Source organism: Shewanella sp. NKUCC05_KAH, from assembly GCF_019345585.1.
In the GTDB taxonomy this organism is placed as follows: domain Bacteria; phylum Pseudomonadota; class Gammaproteobacteria; order Enterobacterales; family Shewanellaceae; genus Shewanella; species Shewanella oncorhynchi.
In genome coordinates this window covers 127,468-144,405 of the sequence record NZ_JAHKQZ010000008.1, presented here as the reverse complement: position 1 = coordinate 144,405, position 16,938 = coordinate 127,468, and the positions used below count along the sequence as shown (strand labels likewise).

General features: G+C 45.0%; 11 protein-coding genes. 3 read left to right on the top strand and 8 right to left on the bottom strand.

What is annotated here, in order from left to right; genetic code table 11:
- Positions 1-52 precede the first annotated feature (52 nt).
- From KO533_RS09505 to KO533_RS09480, 6 genes are read right to left on the bottom strand one after another with little or no spacing between them, the layout of a single operon-like run.
- On the bottom strand, positions 53-1,774 hold the full coding sequence (locus tag KO533_RS09505; RefSeq protein ID WP_219253863.1) for a BatD family protein: 1,722 nt from the start codon (positions 1,772-1,774) through the stop codon (positions 53-55).
- Entirely contained in the window at positions 1,768-3,798 is a 2,031-nt protein-coding gene (locus tag KO533_RS09500) for a VWA domain-containing protein (RefSeq protein WP_219253861.1), read from the bottom strand. Before KO533_RS09500 ends, KO533_RS09505 begins: the two co-directional genes overlap by 7 nt.
- Complete coding sequence (locus KO533_RS09495) at positions 3,798-4,817, bottom strand: VWA domain-containing protein (RefSeq protein ID WP_198572765.1); 1,020 nt, start codon at positions 4,815-4,817, stop codon at positions 3,798-3,800. The genes KO533_RS09500 and KO533_RS09495 overlap by 1 nt, the downstream gene beginning before the upstream one ends.
- Positions 4,811-5,455, bottom strand: coding sequence for a DUF4381 domain-containing protein (locus tag KO533_RS09490; RefSeq protein WP_173244023.1), 645 nt, complete (start codon positions 5,453-5,455; stop codon positions 4,811-4,813). Before KO533_RS09490 ends, KO533_RS09495 begins: the two co-directional genes overlap by 7 nt.
- A 2-nt stretch (positions 5,456-5,457) precedes the next feature.
- A complete protein-coding gene (locus tag KO533_RS09485; RefSeq protein ID WP_219253859.1) occupies positions 5,458-6,411 on the bottom strand; it encodes a DUF58 domain-containing protein in 954 nt (317 codons plus the stop codon).
- A gap of 24 nt (positions 6,412-6,435) precedes the next feature.
- A complete protein-coding gene (locus KO533_RS09480; protein WP_028761051.1) occupies positions 6,436-7,392 on the bottom strand; it encodes a MoxR family ATPase in 957 nt (318 codons plus the stop codon).
- Between the two features lie 262 nt (positions 7,393-7,654).
- Between KO533_RS09480 and fadI the strand changes: the two genes are divergently transcribed.
- The 3 genes from fadI to KO533_RS22630 all read left to right on the top strand — a co-directional run bounded on the left by fadI (position 7,655) and on the right by KO533_RS22630 (position 11,660).
- Positions 7,655-8,965 (top strand): acetyl-CoA C-acyltransferase FadI, encoded by a 1,311-nt coding sequence (fadI, locus tag KO533_RS09475; RefSeq protein WP_014610833.1) that lies wholly within the window; start codon positions 7,655-7,657, stop codon positions 8,963-8,965.
- A 5-nt stretch (positions 8,966-8,970) separates the two neighbouring features.
- Complete coding sequence (fadJ, locus tag KO533_RS09470) at positions 8,971-11,097, top strand: fatty acid oxidation complex subunit alpha FadJ (RefSeq protein WP_219253857.1); 2,127 nt, start codon at positions 8,971-8,973, stop codon at positions 11,095-11,097.
- 362 nt (positions 11,098-11,459) lie between these two features.
- Complete coding sequence (locus tag KO533_RS22630) at positions 11,460-11,660, top strand: hypothetical protein (protein ID WP_309247075.1); 201 nt, start codon at positions 11,460-11,462, stop codon at positions 11,658-11,660.
- 298 nt (positions 11,661-11,958) lie between these two features.
- Here the strand turns inward: KO533_RS22630 and KO533_RS09465 are convergent, their stop codons facing one another.
- Positions 11,959-12,426: a hypothetical protein gene (locus tag KO533_RS09465; protein ID WP_219234287.1), complete on the bottom strand. Its 468-nt coding sequence runs from the start codon at positions 12,424-12,426 to the stop codon at positions 11,959-11,961.
- A 106-nt stretch (positions 12,427-12,532) separates the two neighbouring features.
- Entirely contained in the window at positions 12,533-16,792 is a 4,260-nt protein-coding gene (locus tag KO533_RS09460) for an EAL domain-containing protein (RefSeq protein WP_219253856.1), read from the bottom strand.
- Positions 16,793-16,938 lie beyond the last annotated feature (146 nt).

Genomic DNA, 16,938 nt, shown 5'->3' with positions numbered 1-16,938 from the left:
GGCGGAATATTTAGCATAGTAGCACTCGCTTTTTTGTCATTAACCCCATCATTTATTTAGGATTCAGTGGGCTTAATGGCGCTGATTTTGGGTTTGAATGTTTATGCTCACAGGCCTTAACCGCGTTAAGTAAGGCGGTACATTCGGCGCTTAAGTGGCTATTTGTATTGTTAGAATTCGCACTGCTCGTATTAGCACTGTCAGTATGGTGGCTCTTATCGGCCTTCGCACTGTAGGCTTTGATTTGCAGTTGCTGTATCGCTGCTGCCAGTTGTGGTGACTGCTCAGCAATCTTATCTAATGTCATAGGCGTTTGCTGTAACTCACTGAAATATCGCTGCAATTGCAACATAATTCGGCTCACATCGCCACTGGCGCAGGCTTGCTCTAATCCTTTCAAGCCGGAGGCAGTCACTGATTGTGCTGAACTTATTGAAGAGTTTACTGCAATTGGGGCGGCCGTTAGATTTTTTAAGGCGCGGCGCCAAGCGACTAAGGTGATAATCCAAGCGACTAGAGTGACCAGCCATAGCGCAGCAAAAACAGTGGTTAGCCAAGACCAGCCCTTATCTGCCGCGGAGTTGGTTTCCCATGTTGGTTGAGCTGGCGTATCACTGACAGCACCACCTTCAACGATTATGGTACGCGCGGGCAGCGTTGCAGTTTCTTGACGTTTAAGGCGCGGATTCCACCAAGGCACTTTGATTTCGGGCAAGGTAAAGGTGCCCGCTTTGCTGGGAACGATTGCCGAAGTAATACTGTACTGCGAAACAATTTGTGCATCGCGCACAAAGGTCTGCCGCTGAGGTTTTTCTGGGTATGACTTCAGTTCATTAGGCAGGGTTTGCAGTATATCAGGCAGACTATTTTCATCGGCATTGGAAGCCAACAGCGTAATAGTGCGGGTGATAGGGCTACCGACGGTAAACTTTTTAATATCCTCAGGGAAGTTTTCTTTTAGCGCTACTAAATCGGCAACCAGCCATTGGCCTTGGAAGCTTGCTGGTGCGGGATTCACTTGAACTGTCAGTGAGGGCGCGCCTGCTTGCATTGGGCGGCTTTCATTAAAGCCAAACATGCCGCCGCGGCGTTGGGATTCTACCAGCACATCGCCAGCAAAGGTTGCACCTTTGATATTCACTTGGCCGGGCAAATCGGGAATGATGCCATAGGTGCGTTCAATCACGCGGTAACGTCGACCATCGACTATCTCTGAACCATCCCTATCTTCACCGATTTGTTTGATCTGTGCGCCTTCGATCACAGGTGCACTCAATACGCCCCTTTGTAATTCTACCGCCAGATAGAGTTTCACCTTGTAGGTAATGAGCTGCCCAACATAGGCTTCGTCGGTCGAGACTTTGGCGTCAATGAACAGATTGTTCATTTGCGCGGGCTGGCTACCGGTTTCGACCACTTTGAGTGGGATCGGCGCCGAGCTGACGCCGTCAATAGTAAAGGCTGGAATGGTTAACTGGCCTTTTTGTTTTGGCGCGAGCAACACTTGCCAGCGAGTCTCTTTGACCGCATCGAAGTTCATGATCTGTGTGCTGCGACTCACGCTGGTGCGGCCAACAATAAAGTCTTTCAGGAGGGCGGATGTGTCTAGCTTGCCGGTATCGATTTCATCATCGACGCTGATGTTGAGCACAAAGTATTCACCCTCCATCACAGGATTACGATCGACCGATGCCTCAATTTTGCTGAGTGCAAAGGCGGGATGAGCCACTCCGATGGTAAGGAGTAGCAGGATAAAAAATTGTCTCGTCACCACTGTTCGTTATCCTTTGATATTTGGCCATTTTGACGGCGTTTTTGATATTCCAACTGCATCTTGTTGCGCAGTAACACTTGCGGGTCTTCACTCACGCCCCTCAGTGCTCGTTGCATTTCTGCGGGCAGTGGCTCGCTATTGGTTGGCGGTGCCTCGACCGATTCACTCATCGCAGCCTCTTGTTTATCTTGCGTATTTTGCTCTGGAGCTTCTTTGGCGGCAACGCTTTGCTTTTCTTGCTCAGCTGACTTTTGCTCTTCAGCATCGGCTTTAGCCTGCGCTTGCATCTTAGCTTCATTGTCTGCAGGTGAATTGTCTACAGGCTCATTTTCCTGCGCATCCTGCTCGCCATTTTGCTGCTTGGCTTCATCCTGCTGATCCTGAGCATTGCCATTTTGCTTATCTTGCTCAGACTGTTGCTCATCCGTTTTTTGCTGCTCAGGGCTTTGATCCGCGTCGGCATCGTCCTGTTGATCCTGAGGCTCTTGTCCCGCTTGATCTTGCTTATCTTTCTGAGCGCTATCTTGGTCAGATTGCTGTTTACCCTGCGATTTTTGGTCACCGGATTGTTGGTCGCCAGACTGCTGATCGCCTTGTTGATCTTGGTTCTTATCCTGTTGCTCGTTTTTACCTTGCTGTTGTTGCTGTTCCTGCAATAACTTTTCAGCCAGTTCAAGGTTGGCCTTGGCCGCAGGGAAATCGGTTTGTTTTTCAAGTGCGGCTTGATAGCGCTCCTTGGCCTTATCGGGTTTACCGAGTTGCATCAACGCATTGCCTTGATTGTAGAGGCCTTGGGCTGAGCTATCTTGCTCGAAGGTTTTCAGTGCTTGCTGGTAATCACCGGCTTTGTATTGGGCGCTGCCTCGCCATTGTGGCGACTCAAACTGCTTAGCGGCGTTTGCGTAATCTTGGGATTGATAGGCCTGCATCGCTTGTTGATCTGTGGTTTTCCACACATTATCCCAGGCATTGTCCCACACACTGGCATGGGCTGGCTGAGGCACAGCCGCGAGCAGTAAGCTGCCAGCAAGAGTGATAAATCCAACACTGGCCACGATTCCTTGTCTAAAGCTGAAAAGGGCGGGTAGCAGTAATAATAAGGCGAGGTAAGGACCGAGATCCTGCCAAGTTTCACCATCAAGATCTGTGGCTTTCGCATCGCCAGCATCGCTTAACCATTGCTGTAATTGGGCGAGATCATTACCGTCGGTGCGATTTTGGATTAAAACGCCTTTGTTATTCGCAGCCAGTTTTTGCAGCAGAGCGAAATCAGTGCTGGCCACAACGACTTCGTTGCTGCTGTCGCGCTGCAATTGTCCATCGGGTAGACGGATTGGCGCGCCTTGGCTGGTACCAAAAGCGACGACGGCGAGGCGATATTGCGTGCCATTTAATGCCGAGTTAGCCTCATCAAACTGGGCTGTTGTGATGCCATCTGTCATCAGGATAATATCACCGCGAATATGGCCACCCTGAGCCAGTAGCGTTTTGGCTTGGGTCAAGCCTGCCGCTAAGTTTGAGCCACGAACGGGCATGATCTCAGGACTTAAGGTCGGCAGTAAATTGAGTAATGTGCCGGTATCACGGGTTAATGGGCTGATAGTAAAGGCATCGCCTGCAAAGGCGACTAAACCTGTTTCACCTTCTTTAAGATTACGCAGGAGATCCGTTGCCCTAAATTTGGCTTGGGTTAACCGATTCGGCGCAAGATCGGTGGCGAACATAGATACGGACATGTCCATCACCAGTACGCGGCCTTGTTCGGCGGCAAACACAGGTAAGGATTGTTTATTAACGGCAGGTCCGGCGAGTGCCAAGGTCGCAATCAACCAAGTTAAGGCTAATAAATGCAACGGACGGCGGGATTTCTTATTGCCTTGGGTGACCAATATCTTGGCTAAGTGCGGCGCAATATAACGATTCCAAGCGCTGTGGCTCTCGTGTTGCCGCCATAAACTCAACAAGGCTAAGGCTAGCGGCACTAGGGCGAGTAGCCATTCGGGACGAATAAAATGTAGGCTCATTATTTGATGTTCCCCTGTGAAGTGGTTGCGACAGAGGGTTTAACGCGGCGCGCTGCAAAGAGTGGCAATTGACCTAAGGCAATCCACAGACTCGTCAGTAATGCCAGTGCCAGCGGCCAATAGAACAGATCTGCCTGCGGACGATAGCTTAACTGGTCGCGACTCACAGGTTCGAGTTTATCGATTTCTTGGTAAATCTGGTCTAGCTCTTGGCTGTTACGGGCGCGAAAATAACGGCCGTGGGTGACGTCGGCGATATGCTTAAGTTGGTTTTCATCCAGATCCATCGAAGGATTAACCCGCTCACGGCCAAAGAGTGTGCGGCGCTCCATCACATCTGCGCCCACACCAACCGTATAAATGGTAACTTTACGATTAGCGGCAATTTGCGCTGCTTGCTCTGGTTCGATATTGCCCGCGTTGTTAGAACCGTCGGTCAATAAAATCAATACTCTATTACTCTCGTCCATTTTATCGAAGCGTTTTACCGCTAGAGCGATAGCTTCACCTATGGCGGTTTGCTTACCGACTAAGCCAATTTGTGCTTCTTTTAAAAATTGCGCCACTGAACGTCTATCTTGGGTGAGCGGCGCCTGTAAATAGGCGTGATCAGCAAAGAGGATCAAGCCGATACGATCACCCTTGCGGCGCTCGATAAAGTCACTGACGACGTGCTGAATTAAAGTGAAACGGTCGACGGTTTTGCCATTCACCACCATGTCTTCAATCTGCATACTGCCGGATAAATCCACCGCCATCATCAAATCGCGGCCTTGGCTTGGCAGTTCGATAGGTTCACCAAGCCATTGAGGACGAGCAATAGCGAGCACTAACAGGCACCACATCAGCCAGTAGCGTTTGCGACTCTGGCGCGTGTTGGCCGCTAAGCTTTGTTTACCCGTTTGGCTTATTCCGGGTAATTGCAGCCGGCCACCATCCACTTGTAATGTGTGTTGGCGCCAAAAAATCAAGGGTAAAGGCAATAATATCAATAGCCAAGGCCATGCAATTGTTAACATTGTGCCTCCGCTTTTTCAGTGTCAGTTTGCTGGGTTGGCGCTTGGCTTTTAGCTCGAGCGTCGCCACTAGCTTGAACGTAGCCCTTAGCTTGAACAAGATTCGGCTCAGGCGCACTCAGTTTTGCTTTCGATGCCAACCAAGCCTGTGCGAGTTGATGTAATTCATTGGCTTCAGCTAAGGTCAATGGCGTTGCCTGATGACGTTTGGCTAATAAGGGGCCGATACGTTGGCGTTTATGCTCGGGTAAATAGCTGTCTAACCAAGTCGCCCAAGCTTCGCCATTTAAGGAGGCTATCGCTTCTCTGCTGAGGTAACTCATGGCGGTGCGCTTTAATAGGGTGTTGACGTCAGAGGCATAGGAAGTCGCTTGTTTATCGAGCTGATTGAGTAACTGTTTAGCGGCTTTTTTCGGCGCTAAGTCACGGGCGCGTTTTCTTAGCCAGATAACTAAGAGTGTGATGAGGGCAATCACAAGTGCTAAAACCAGCCAATAACCGATTGCCCAAGGCCAAGCGCCGATCGGATCGGGATGAATAATATCCTGCAGTTGTGCAAGGGCTGGGTTTGACGCCGTAGAAGGCATAGGTACTGTTGCCTGTGGATTTGCTATTTCTGAATTCACTGTTGCTGGATCCATAGTTAACGCAATAATTCCAATTGATGGGCTAGGGGAGCACCCGCATCTATGAGCTGGGTGCGAACGCGCAGTTGCTGCATCATGGCGATAAAGTCCTTTTGCTGACGCAACTGAATGTCGAGCCAAGCCTGATAACTGTGGCGGGTAAGCACTAAGTCCTCATCCCCATCCCGTACCGGCAAATTAAAGTTGTGCGGTAACGGCAGTGTGCCTTGACGCAGAGGATCGGTAATAAGATAGGCACCCACATCGCAATGACGCTTAAGCTCGGTGAGAGGCGCGATACATTGGGGACTAAAATGGCTGCCATCTGTCACTATCCAAACTAAGGAGCCGGGTTTGGCGATACGTTGTAATCGCTGACAGGCACGCAGGATATGGTCAGGATCGCGCTGGCCAGTGCCAACATGATTGAGCTGATTTTCGTGCACACGGCGCAGGCCTGAGATCAATTGCAATATGCCCTGACGACGGCTGCGGGGTTTGAGCTCTAAATGCTCAGACTCGCATGCGATCAAGGCGCCGAGCCGATCGCCATGGTTAATCGCATTCCAACCTAAGGTGGTCGCAAGGTGTCCTGCTTGCACCGATTGCAGCAATAAACTCGAACCAAAATAGAGGCTTTGGCTCAAGTCGATTAACAATAAAATAGGGCGCTCACGTTCTTCGACAAATAACTTAGTGTGAGTTGTGCCTGTACGAGCGGTAACGCGCCAATCAATGGTGCGCACATCGTCGCCCTGTTGGTAGTGGCGCACCTCGGCAAACTCCATACCGCGGCCTTTGATTAAGCTGCTGCGATGGCCCGCTAAATTAGCGCGGGCACGGCTATAACGCTCAGGCATAGCACGGGCGATATTTTGGCACGCCAGCAGCTCTTGCTCGGTTAAATGCAAGCCATCGGCAAAAAGCGGCAAGCCATCGACTGAGGCTGAGAGTCGCGCTATGTCACTCATCTTATTTCACCTTTATCTTCACCGTTAAGGTACTGCAACTTGACTTAAGATGTGGTTGATCACGTGATCGCGGCTGACACCTTCGGCCTGTGCTTGGTAGCTAAGTAGCAATCTGTGTCTTAACACGTTCGGTGCGACGGCTTGAATGTCTTCCGGTGAAACAAAGTCTCGCTCGTGCAGCCAAGCACGGGCGCGGGCGCAGCGTTCTAATGAAATGGTTGCGCGCGGGCTGACGCCGTACTCAAGCCACTTAGCTAAGTCTTCGCTGTAACGTAAAGGCTCACGGGTCGCCATCACGATTTCGACTATGTACTTTTCGAGCGGTTCGGCGAGATAGATTTCCATGGCTTCGTCACGGGCGGCAAAGACATCTGCTTGTGCAATCGGCTCAGTGGTTGGCAATTCGTGGGTCAGCGCTTCTTTGCGGGATTGACGCAGAATTTCGATTTCAGTCTCGCCGCTCGGGTAATCAAGGTTTAAGTGCATCAGAAAACGGTCAAGCTGTGCTTCGGGCAGCGGGTAAGTGCCTTCGTTTTCTAATGGGTTTTGGGTGGCCATCACTAAAAACAGCGGCGGTAGCTTATAGCTGTGCTTACCAACTGTGACTTGACCTTCGGCCATGGCTTCTAATAAGGCTGACTGAACTTTGGCTGGGGCGCGGTTAATTTCGTCCGCCAGGATTAAATTGTGGAAAATCGGTCCGGCTTCAAATTCGAAGGTGCCGGTTTGCGAGCGATAGATATCTGTGCCAGTTAAGTCGGCAGGTAGCAGATCTGGGGTAAATTGAATGCGGTGAAAATCGCCCTCAACCCCGTCACATAAGGCTTTCACTGCACGGGTCTTTGCCAGTCCCGGAGGTCCTTCAACTAATAAGTGGCCATTGGCAATTAAGGCAATGAGCAGATTTTCGGTCAATACTGGCTGCCCTAAAACAACCTTATTTAGGTAAGTGCGTAATGCGTGGAAGCGACTCAAAGGCATGATGCTACTCGTTTTATTATGTTGAAAATACGTGTGTGGGCTATAGACAGCAGCTATGGTAAAGAATTCCCTTAGGGTTTGGCTAGTGTTAAAAAAACAAACAGGTGTTTAAAACTTGCTGACAAGAAGTTAGAATCAGATCACACTTTAATGGTCAGACCTGTTATTGGGCGTTTTTCGCCGTAAAACAATGGGTCAAACACGGAAATAGCTAGCGCCGCCTGAAATCTCTCAGCGATTGCGCACATAAAGAGGGTGACAAATGAGTGATAGACAACAGGTTACGAACGCCAAGGGTGAACGTATCGCCATTGTAGCGGGTTTAAGAACGCCCTTTGCAAAGCAAGCCACGGCATTCCACGGTGTATCGGCGCTCGATATGGGCAAAATGGTGGTCAATGAATTATTGGCGCGCTCTGAACTCGATCCTAAGCTGATTGAGCAATTAGTGTATGGACAAGTCGTGCAAATGCCGGCTGCACCTAACATTGCCCGTGAAATCGTACTCGGTACTGGCATGAATGTGTCGACCGATGCCTATAGTGTCACTCGCGCCTGTGCAACTAGCTTTCAATCTGCCGTAAACGTGGCTGAATCTATCATGACGGGTAATATCGAAATCGGTATTGCGGGCGGCGCCGACTCTTCCTCTGTATTGCCTATCGGTGTATCGAAAAAATTAGCCCATGCGTTAGTCGATCTGAATAAAGCCCGTAGCTTTGGGCAAAAGTTACAAATTTTCCGCCGTTTAGGTTTAAAGGATTTATTACCTGTGCCGCCTGCGGTGGCAGAGTACTCAACGGGCTTGTCTATGGGACAAACCGCCGAGCAGATGGCAAAAACCTACAATATTAGCCGTGCCGATCAAGATGCCTTAGCGCACCGCTCACATACCTTAGCGAGTGAAACTTGGGCTTCGGGCCATTTGCGTGACGAAGTTATGGTCGCGCATATACCGCCGTATAAGCAGTTTATCGATCGTGATAACAATATCCGTGAAAACTCGGTACTGGAGTCATATGCTAAGTTGCGTCCTGCATTCGATAAACAGCATGGTACTGTGACGGCGGCTAACAGTACGCCACTGACGGACGGTGCCTCAGCGATTATCCTGATGAGTGAAGGTCGAGCCAAAGCCTTAGGTTATCAACCTATTGGTTACATTAAGAGTTACGCCTTTAGCGCCATTGATGTGTGGCAAGATATGCTGATGGGACCGTCCTACGCGACGCCACTGGCGTTAAAACGTGCTGGAATGGAATTAGAAGATCTTACTCTGATTGAAATGCACGAAGCCTTTGCTGCGCAGACATTAGCGAATATGCAGATGTTTGCTTCGAAAAAATTTGCCGAAGAAAAACTCGGCCGTAACCGCGCGATTGGCGAAATCGACATGAGCAAGTTTAACGTGCTCGGTGGCTCGCTGGCTTATGGTCATCCCTTTGCGGCAACGGGAACCCGTTTAATCACCCAAGTGTGTCGTGAGCTTAAGCGCCGTGGTGGTGGAACTGGCTTAACGACGGCCTGTGCGGCCGGTGGTTTGGGCGTGGCTATGATAGTGGAAGTGGAGTAATCGGCATGGAAAAGACCTTTAATTTAACCCGCCGCGACGACGGCATTGCCATTTTGACTATGGATGTTCCTGGCGAAACTATGAACACCCTAAAAGCACAGTTTGGCCCTGAAATCAGTGAGATCCTGGCTGAGATTAAAAGCGATCCTCATATTCGTGGACTCGTGCTGATCTCGGGCAAAAAAGATTCTTTCGTTGCGGGCGCAGATATTTCCATGCTCGATGCCTGTAAAACGGCGGCCGATGCCAAAGCCTTATCCCAGCAAGGGCATGTGGTTTTTAATGAGTTAGAAGCCTTAAAAATTCCTGTAGTGGCGGCAATCCATGGTGCCTGTTTAGGTGGTGGTTTAGAGTTAGCCTTAGCTTGTCATCAAAGGGTATGTAGCGACGATGGTAAAACCATGCTCGGCGTACCGGAAGTTCAACTTGGCTTATTACCTGGCGGCGGTGGGACTCAACGTTTGCCTCGTTTAGTCGGCATTACCACCGCCTTAGACATGATGTTGACCGGTAAACAAATCCGTCCTAAACAAGCCTTGAAAATGGGCTTAGTAAATGATGTTGTGCCGCAGACTATTCTGTTACAAACCGCCGTTGAGATGGCGCTTGCGGGTAAACGTGCACCGAAACCAGTTAAAAAGTCACTCGTTAATCAAGTACTTGAAGGCACGAGCTTTGGCCGTAACATTATTTTCGATCAAGCGACTAAACAAGTCGAAAAGAAAACCCAAGGTAATTATCCAGCACCAGCCAAGATTATTGACTGCGTGCGTCAAGGGATTGCGAAGGGGATGCAAAAAGGGCTAGAAGTCGAAGCGAGTCACTTTGCCGAATTAGTGGTATCAAAAGAATCTGAAGCGCTGCGCAGTATTTTCTTCGCTACCACAGAAATGAAGAAAGAAACCGGCGCTGAGGGTGCTACGCCGCGTAAAGTGAAGAAAGCGGTGATCTTAGGTGGTGGTTTAATGGGCGGAGGCATCGCCTCTGTGACTACCACTAAGGCTAAAATCCCCGTTCGCGTCAAAGACATCAGTGAAAAAGGTTTAAGCAATGCATTAGCCTACGCTTATAAGTTGTTGGATAAAGGGGTAAAGCGCCGCCATATGACGCCTGCTGCCCGTGACAACTTAATGGCGCTGATGACTACAACCACTGAGTATAAAGGCGTTAAAGATGCCGACATCGTTGTGGAAGCGGTATTTGAAGACTTAGCGCTTAAGCATCAAATGGTGAAAGACATTGAGCGTGAGTGTGGTGAGCACACGATTTTTGCGTCAAACACCTCATCTTTACCTATTAGCCAAATCGCCGAGGCGGCGACGCGTCCTGAAAATGTGATTGGTCTGCATTATTTCTCGCCAGTAGAGAAAATGCCGCTGGTGGAAGTGATTGCCCATGCTAAAACGTCGCCAGAAACCATTGCGACCACTGTCGCATTTGCCCGTAAGCAAGGTAAAACACCGATAGTGGTGCAGGATGGCGCGGGTTTCTACGTGAACCGTATTCTGGCTCTGTATATGAATGAGGCTGCGCAATTACTACTCGAAGGCCAAAGTGTTGAGCATTTGGATAAAGCTTTAGTGAAATTTGGCTTCCCTGTGGGACCTATTACTTTGCTCGACGAAGTGGGTATCGACGTGGGCGCAAAAATTTCACCGATCCTTGAAAAAGAATTGGGTGAACGTTTTAAAGCGCCAGCCGCATTTGACAAGCTTTTAGGTGACGATCGTAAAGGCCGCAAAAATGGCAAAGGATTTTATCAATACGGCCAAAAAGACTCTAGCAAGAAAGCGAAAGTCGTCGATGAGAGTGTTTATGGCGTGTTAGGCATTAAGCCTGGCACCAATAAAGACGCAAAAGCGGTTGCTGAGCGTTGTGTCGTACAAATGCTCAATGAAGCGGTGCGTTGTTTAGATGATGGTATTATTGCATCGCCAAGAGATGGCGATATTGGCGCCATTTTTGGTATTGGCTTCCCGCCATTCCTCGGTGGCCCATTCCATTATATTGACACTTTAGGCGCTGCGAACTTAGTGAAGATTCTTGAAGGTTATCAAAGCCAATTCGGTAACAGATTCGAACCTTGTGAGCGCTTAAAAACCATGGCTCAAGAAAACGCGAACTTTTTCTAAGTTTCAGTGAATCTAGGTCTTAGTCAATCAAAATTGAACAAAAAAGCGGCAGTTTGTTGCCGCTTTTTTATTGCCACAAGGCATGTTTTTGCCTAAAAAATGTTCATGTTGGGGATGTGGATCTTGTATAACCCGAGCCCTTTATCGAGAGTTCGGTGTTACGTGTTCTGTACTGAGAGCGTAGCGATGAATGAGTGTTGCTCGTTTATGCATAGTGCGGAAAACTTTTTATCCTGCCGTTAAAATGACGTATTTAACATGTGCATCAATCACCAAGACTACGCGAGTAGCATTCGCATTTTGATGAGGAATTAATTTCTCTACCTTTATGATTTATTTAGTTGTTTTTAAAGAGGTGGTTTGTGATTTTGCTGGTTATCTTTATCGCATTAATCTCGGCTTGGTACTTCGGCTTAGCTGCATTTACCGCAGGTCTTACTGTTAAGCATTGGGTGCTGCTGGGTTTTGTGCTCGGGCCTCTGGCTTATCCACTCTTTACGACACACCTCCATTTAGCCTTGAGGAAAATCCGTTGTAGTGAGGAAGGAATATTAAATAGCTAATTTATCAATCTGTTATGTAATTTACATGACTATTTAGTACTTTTATATTCTCTTAAAACTAAAGGGAGCCAATGCTCCCTTTATTGTTTCTAAGTCGCGCTAACTTAATTAACTATCACTGTACATGAGTTAGACTCATGTCTACAGAACTTAAATTAGTTCCACCAACCTTTTGCAGAAATCACTTCAAGGTGATTCAAGCCTTCAGGCAACTTAACTTTTTTACGCGCTGGCTTGGATAAACCGAGTGCTTTTTTGATTGAATTTAACATAGTCACTCTCCTTAACCTGATTAATGTTATGCAACTTCAGAGTTAATGAACTTCACGCATGGATGACCTGCAACTTCAAGTGATTTGAATTTCACAGCAGGATGACCAGCAACCTCAAGTGATTTGAACTTCACAGCAGGATGACCAGCAACCTCAAGTGATTTGAACTTCACAGCAGGATGACCAGCAACCTCAAGTGATTTGAACTTCACAGCAGGATGGCCAGCAACTTCAAGTGATTTGAACTTAACAGCTGGATGACCTGCAACTTCGAATGGTTTGAATTTGACTGCAGGATGACCAGCGACCTCAAGTGATTTGAACTTCACAGCAGGATGGCCAGCAACTTTGAGTGGTTTGAATTTGACCGCAGGATGACCAGTAGCTTCAAGCGATGTTTGTCCAGAATTGGAAGTCGCTTCAAGTGCTGCAGAATTTGCTACAAAGCCAATTGAAGATAATAGAGTAACTGTTACTAGGATTCCTTTAATCATTCTAATTCTCTCAGGGTAGTTGATATTGATTTATTATTGACACTGATAGTGCTATTGCACTTGTTGTGCCAATGTTGTAAATCAAAATCAAATTGAGAGTAAATGATTAAGTAATGTTACTCCTAGTGTTTGGCTTTGCCATGTCTTCTTGGAGTAGCAGGGTAAATTCGGTCTCCTTTATGGCCTTACTAAAAATATAGCCTTGAATTTCTTCACAGTTTAGTGCCCGTAAAATGTTCAATTGTGCTGTTTGTTCTACCCCTTCACCCACAACAGAAAGCCCCATGTTATGGGCGATGGTGATAATAGAATCGACCATTTTGAGATCGCGATCAGATTTATCTATATCGTCAACAAAGGCTTTGTCAATTTTTAAAGTATGAATAGGAAAGCGTTTTAAGTATGAAAGGGACGAGTACCCTGTGCCGAAATCATCGAGTGCTAAACTGACGCCCATTTTAGCCAATTGCTGCATGACGATAATCGCCGTTTCCGGCTGTTTAATGACGGTTCCCTCAGTTATTTCTAATTCAAGATGACATGCGGGGAGTTTAGTGAGTCTTAATATTGACTCTATTCGCTGTTGAATATCAGGCAGTGCAAATTGACGTGACGATAAATTGACGGCGACTCTGCCGCTGAATATGCCTTGTTCACGCCATTTTTGCGCTGCGAAACAGGCCTTGCGTAAGACAATTTCACCAATTTCAACAATCAAACCGTTTTCTTCAGCAAGTGGAATAAAGTCATTGGGGGGAATTAAACCATGTATTGGATGATTTAATCTGACTAAAGCCTCCATACCTGCAATTTTACCGCTTTTAAGATCAACCTTAGGTTGATAATAAACTTCAAATAGATCATCTTTTAAGCCTTCACGGATAAGATTTTCTATTTCTAATTGCCTAATTGCATGTTGGTTCAAGGACTCAGAATAAAACTGGTAGCAATTACCTCCCGCAGACTTAGCATGGTACATAGCAATGTCAGCCTTTCTCAGTAATGCTTGCTCGCTTTGTTCATCTTCTGGGAACAGCACTATACCAATACTTAATCCTAGGACTAGCTGTTCATTGCTAACGTCAAATGCAGGTTTTAGCCCTTCAATAATACGGTTAGCTATTGCTGCACTGGCGCTTATATCTGAACCCTTGTCTAATACAATGGCGAATTCATCTCCGCCTAGACGATAAATACTGGTATTTTTAGGAAGTAAGGACTTAATGCGGGTAGCAACGAGCTTTAATAAAGTATCCCCAATTTGATGGCCTAGGGAATCATTAATACGTTTAAAATTATCAAGATCAAGCACCATAAGCGCATGAGCTATTTCTCGATTCACTAGGTTATTTAAGGTCACTTGTAAGTTGGAGCGATTAGGTAGTCCGGTTAAGAGATCGTTATTGGTTAATTTTCTAAGTTCTTCTTCTTGCTGCTTACGTCTTGATATATCAGAAAAAACACCGACATAGTGTGATAATTCGCCTAACTCATCATAGATCGCATCGATCGTGAGCTCCATATGGAAGTGACTGTTATCTCCTCTGGCTGCTTCGACTTCATTTGCCCAGCGACCTTGCTGTTTTAACATAGTTCTAATTTGGGTGGAGAAGGTTTCTGGATATAAATCAAATGTGAGTAAGTTGCCAATAAAATCAGTTCGGTTACGTAATGAAATTTTACAGCAAGCTTCGTTGACTTCGACAAAACGGTATTCGTTGTCGAGGATAAACATACCTTCCGAAATGTTTTCAATTGCTTTTTCAAAGAGTTTTAGTTGTTCTTCCTTTTGTTTAAACTGACTAATATTTTTAATCGTTCCAGTCATTCGCAGGGCATTATCTTTGTCATCCCGCTCTACAATTTTGGCACGGTCTAAGATCCATACCCAATTGTCGTCTTTGCCTTTTACCCTATATGCGGCTTCAAAATGATCTGTTTCACCATAAAAATGCTTATTAAGCGCTTCACGGACACGTTCTTGATCCATAGGATGTATATTACTCTCTTCATCCGATTTTCCAGAACGATGCCCATCACGGGGAAATTCAAGAGCTCCCCAGATATTGGAGCGAAAAATATTGCCAGTTTCTATGTCCCAGTCCCACATTTCATCACCACTTCCCCAAAGGGAAAGTTTTAATCTTTCTTCGCTGAGGACAATTTGTCTTTGCGTTTCTCTACGACGTAAAATGGCTTTTACTATTATAAATGAAATAAATATTGTAATTACTACATATATCGATTTTGCTTGAAATGATGACCACCAAGGAGGCGTTATAATGACATCAAGCTCTTTTGTTACAGATTTTTCACCGGAAAGTGAATCAACGGCATAAACTTGAAAAGTATATTTTCCAGGTGATAAGTTTGTATATGTAGCAGAGTTCGTTCCATTTGCTGATATCCATGTATCAGAAAGGCCATACATCCTATAATGGTAGTTGGTAGATGAGTCGTCTGACATAGGTGATATAAAATTAAATGAGAATGGATAATCTGAATACTTTAAGGTTATTTCGTTTTTAGTTGGATTTTTTTTGTTAACAAAGTTACTTTCATTTTCTTGTATGATATTAAAGACTAAGAACTCTGATATTTCCGTTTTGTTTGTTTTTCTATTATTAATGTAGTTTACTACATTAATAGGAGATACCAAGCTAACTCCATTGATACCTGCAAGTAAAACATAACCATTAAAATCTATTCCACTCGGCGAGTTATATTCATACTGACTTCCATTTGACGTTTTTAAAGTGTATGATTTCTCATTTTTCTTTTCATATATAATCACTTCGCTTAATGATGCAGCAGTCAAAAAGTTATTGCTATTAACTATGGAGTAAATTTCTTTTTTGTTAGAAAATATTTCAGAAGTTTTATTGTTATTTTTATTGTAGAACATTAATGATGTAGATGTTCCAAAATAAATTCCATGATCACCTTTTACTATGCTGTATGTTATTTCTTCACTTAAATTTTTTAATAGCCCATTTTTATATTCTTTAAGGCCTCCCTGACCAGCAGTATAGATAACATCTGTCGACTCTAATTCAATGTCAAAAATAGGCTCATTTTTTTTAGTATCAACACTACGGATTACTTCTCCTTTACTGATAATCAATACCTTTCCATCAGATGTACCAGCAGCTATTAACGAGTTGTCTTTATTACTAGATAGTGATGATATTGATTTTTCACTAATCAACTTTATAGTTCCAGCAGTCTTCAGAAATAGCCCAGTGCTAGTGCCAAAATAGAGCCCGTCATCATTCAATATAGCGTATTTATATCCTTGGCTTTGAGTGTCGAAACTTTCGATTAAATTAAAGTTTTCGTCAAAAAGTTCTATCATTTCAGATTCAGATGATACTAGAAAACCCTGTGGATTTTTTGTAAGATGCCAAGTGTTATCTTTTATTAAATTAGTTTGTTGTACTAAATTTTTTACTTTTTTTATAAAAACAACACCTTGATCAATACTGCCAAGTATAAACATATCTTCGGTTGCAAAAAATGAAGATGTTTTATCTGTGCTATCTGTGGCTAGAAGTCCTACAATGCTATTTTTAGAAATATTAACTATATTTTTATTAGTGATACCATAAATAGTGTTTTTGTGTTTCGTGAGTTGAGAAAATACTCGTGGATCAATTTTTACTATTTTATTGTCCTTATACTTATATAGTCCATCACTTAATGATATGAGTAGTGTTGAGTGATCTTCTTGCTCGAAATCAATTGTTTTTTTAGCTATCTCTTTTAATTTATTCTGGGTTAACTTGAATAACGTACCTGCATAATCTCTTATATAATAATCGTCGCCTACTTTTATCGTTTTTTTGATTTCACTTAGGCCTTCATTTGAAAGTTCGTATGTTTTTTCTTTGCTATTTATATCTATAATTGCTTTGTTAGTTCCAACAATTAAACTCTTATCACTTGAGTTGAGGCTCCAAACAGGAGAGTTTTTTACCGACAGGCCATAATGAGAAAAGGATTCTTGAAGTTTATCATATACGACTAAGCCACTATCTGTTCCAACATATAAAATGCCTTTATCATCAATAAGTAAACTTCTAATAAAAGAGCTGGGAAGGCCTGTTCTAGTATCATTAGCATAAAAATGCTTAAAGTTTTTCCCATCAAATCGATTTAATCCATTAAATGTTCCTATCCATATATAACCATCATTGTCTTGAACGATAGACGTAACAGTGCTTTGGGAAAGTCCTTCTGGGACACCAAAAGATTGTGATTGGAGAATAATAGGAGATTTATCAGAAAAGGGAGATGCGTTTACGTCTTCGAATGCATGCAAGCTAAAAAAAGCGAGCAAGACGATTTTAAAGAGTGCTTTAGGCATAGTGTTTGTTCTTATTATCCGAGGATGCCATGAAACAATTGTGTTACATCACTTTTCCAGAAAGTGAGCGGTTTGTCAAAGTAGAGTCTGCAGAAAATCCTTTTAACAGCATGTAGATGCAGTAAAATTGTTCGGTGCTGAAGTGG

Bases quoted from the DNA above. Each gene is read 5' to 3' on its own strand.
- fadI (WP_014610833.1), top strand. From the start codon at position 7,655: ATGAGTGATAGACAACAGGTTACGAACGCCAAGGGTGAACGTATCGCC.
- KO533_RS09480 (WP_028761051.1), bottom strand. From the start codon at position 7,392: ATGCCTTTGAGTCGCTTCCACGCATTACGCACTTACCTAAATAAGGTT.
- fadJ (WP_219253857.1), top strand. From the start codon at position 8,971: ATGGAAAAGACCTTTAATTTAACCCGCCGCGACGACGGCATTGCCATT.
- KO533_RS09490 (WP_173244023.1), bottom strand. From the start codon at position 5,455: ATGGATCCAGCAACAGTGAATTCAGAAATAGCAAATCCACAGGCAACA.
- KO533_RS09460 (WP_219253856.1), bottom strand. From the start codon at position 16,792: ATGCCTAAAGCACTCTTTAAAATCGTCTTGCTCGCTTTTTTTAGCTTG.
- KO533_RS09465 (WP_219234287.1), bottom strand. From the start codon at position 12,426: ATGATTAAAGGAATCCTAGTAACAGTTACTCTATTATCTTCAATTGGC.
- KO533_RS09485 (WP_219253859.1), bottom strand. From the start codon at position 6,411: ATGAGTGACATAGCGCGACTCTCAGCCTCAGTCGATGGCTTGCCGCTT.
- KO533_RS09495 (WP_198572765.1), bottom strand. From the start codon at position 4,817: ATGTTAACAATTGCATGGCCTTGGCTATTGATATTATTGCCTTTACCC.
- KO533_RS09500 (WP_219253861.1), bottom strand. From the start codon at position 3,798: ATGAGCCTACATTTTATTCGTCCCGAATGGCTACTCGCCCTAGTGCCG.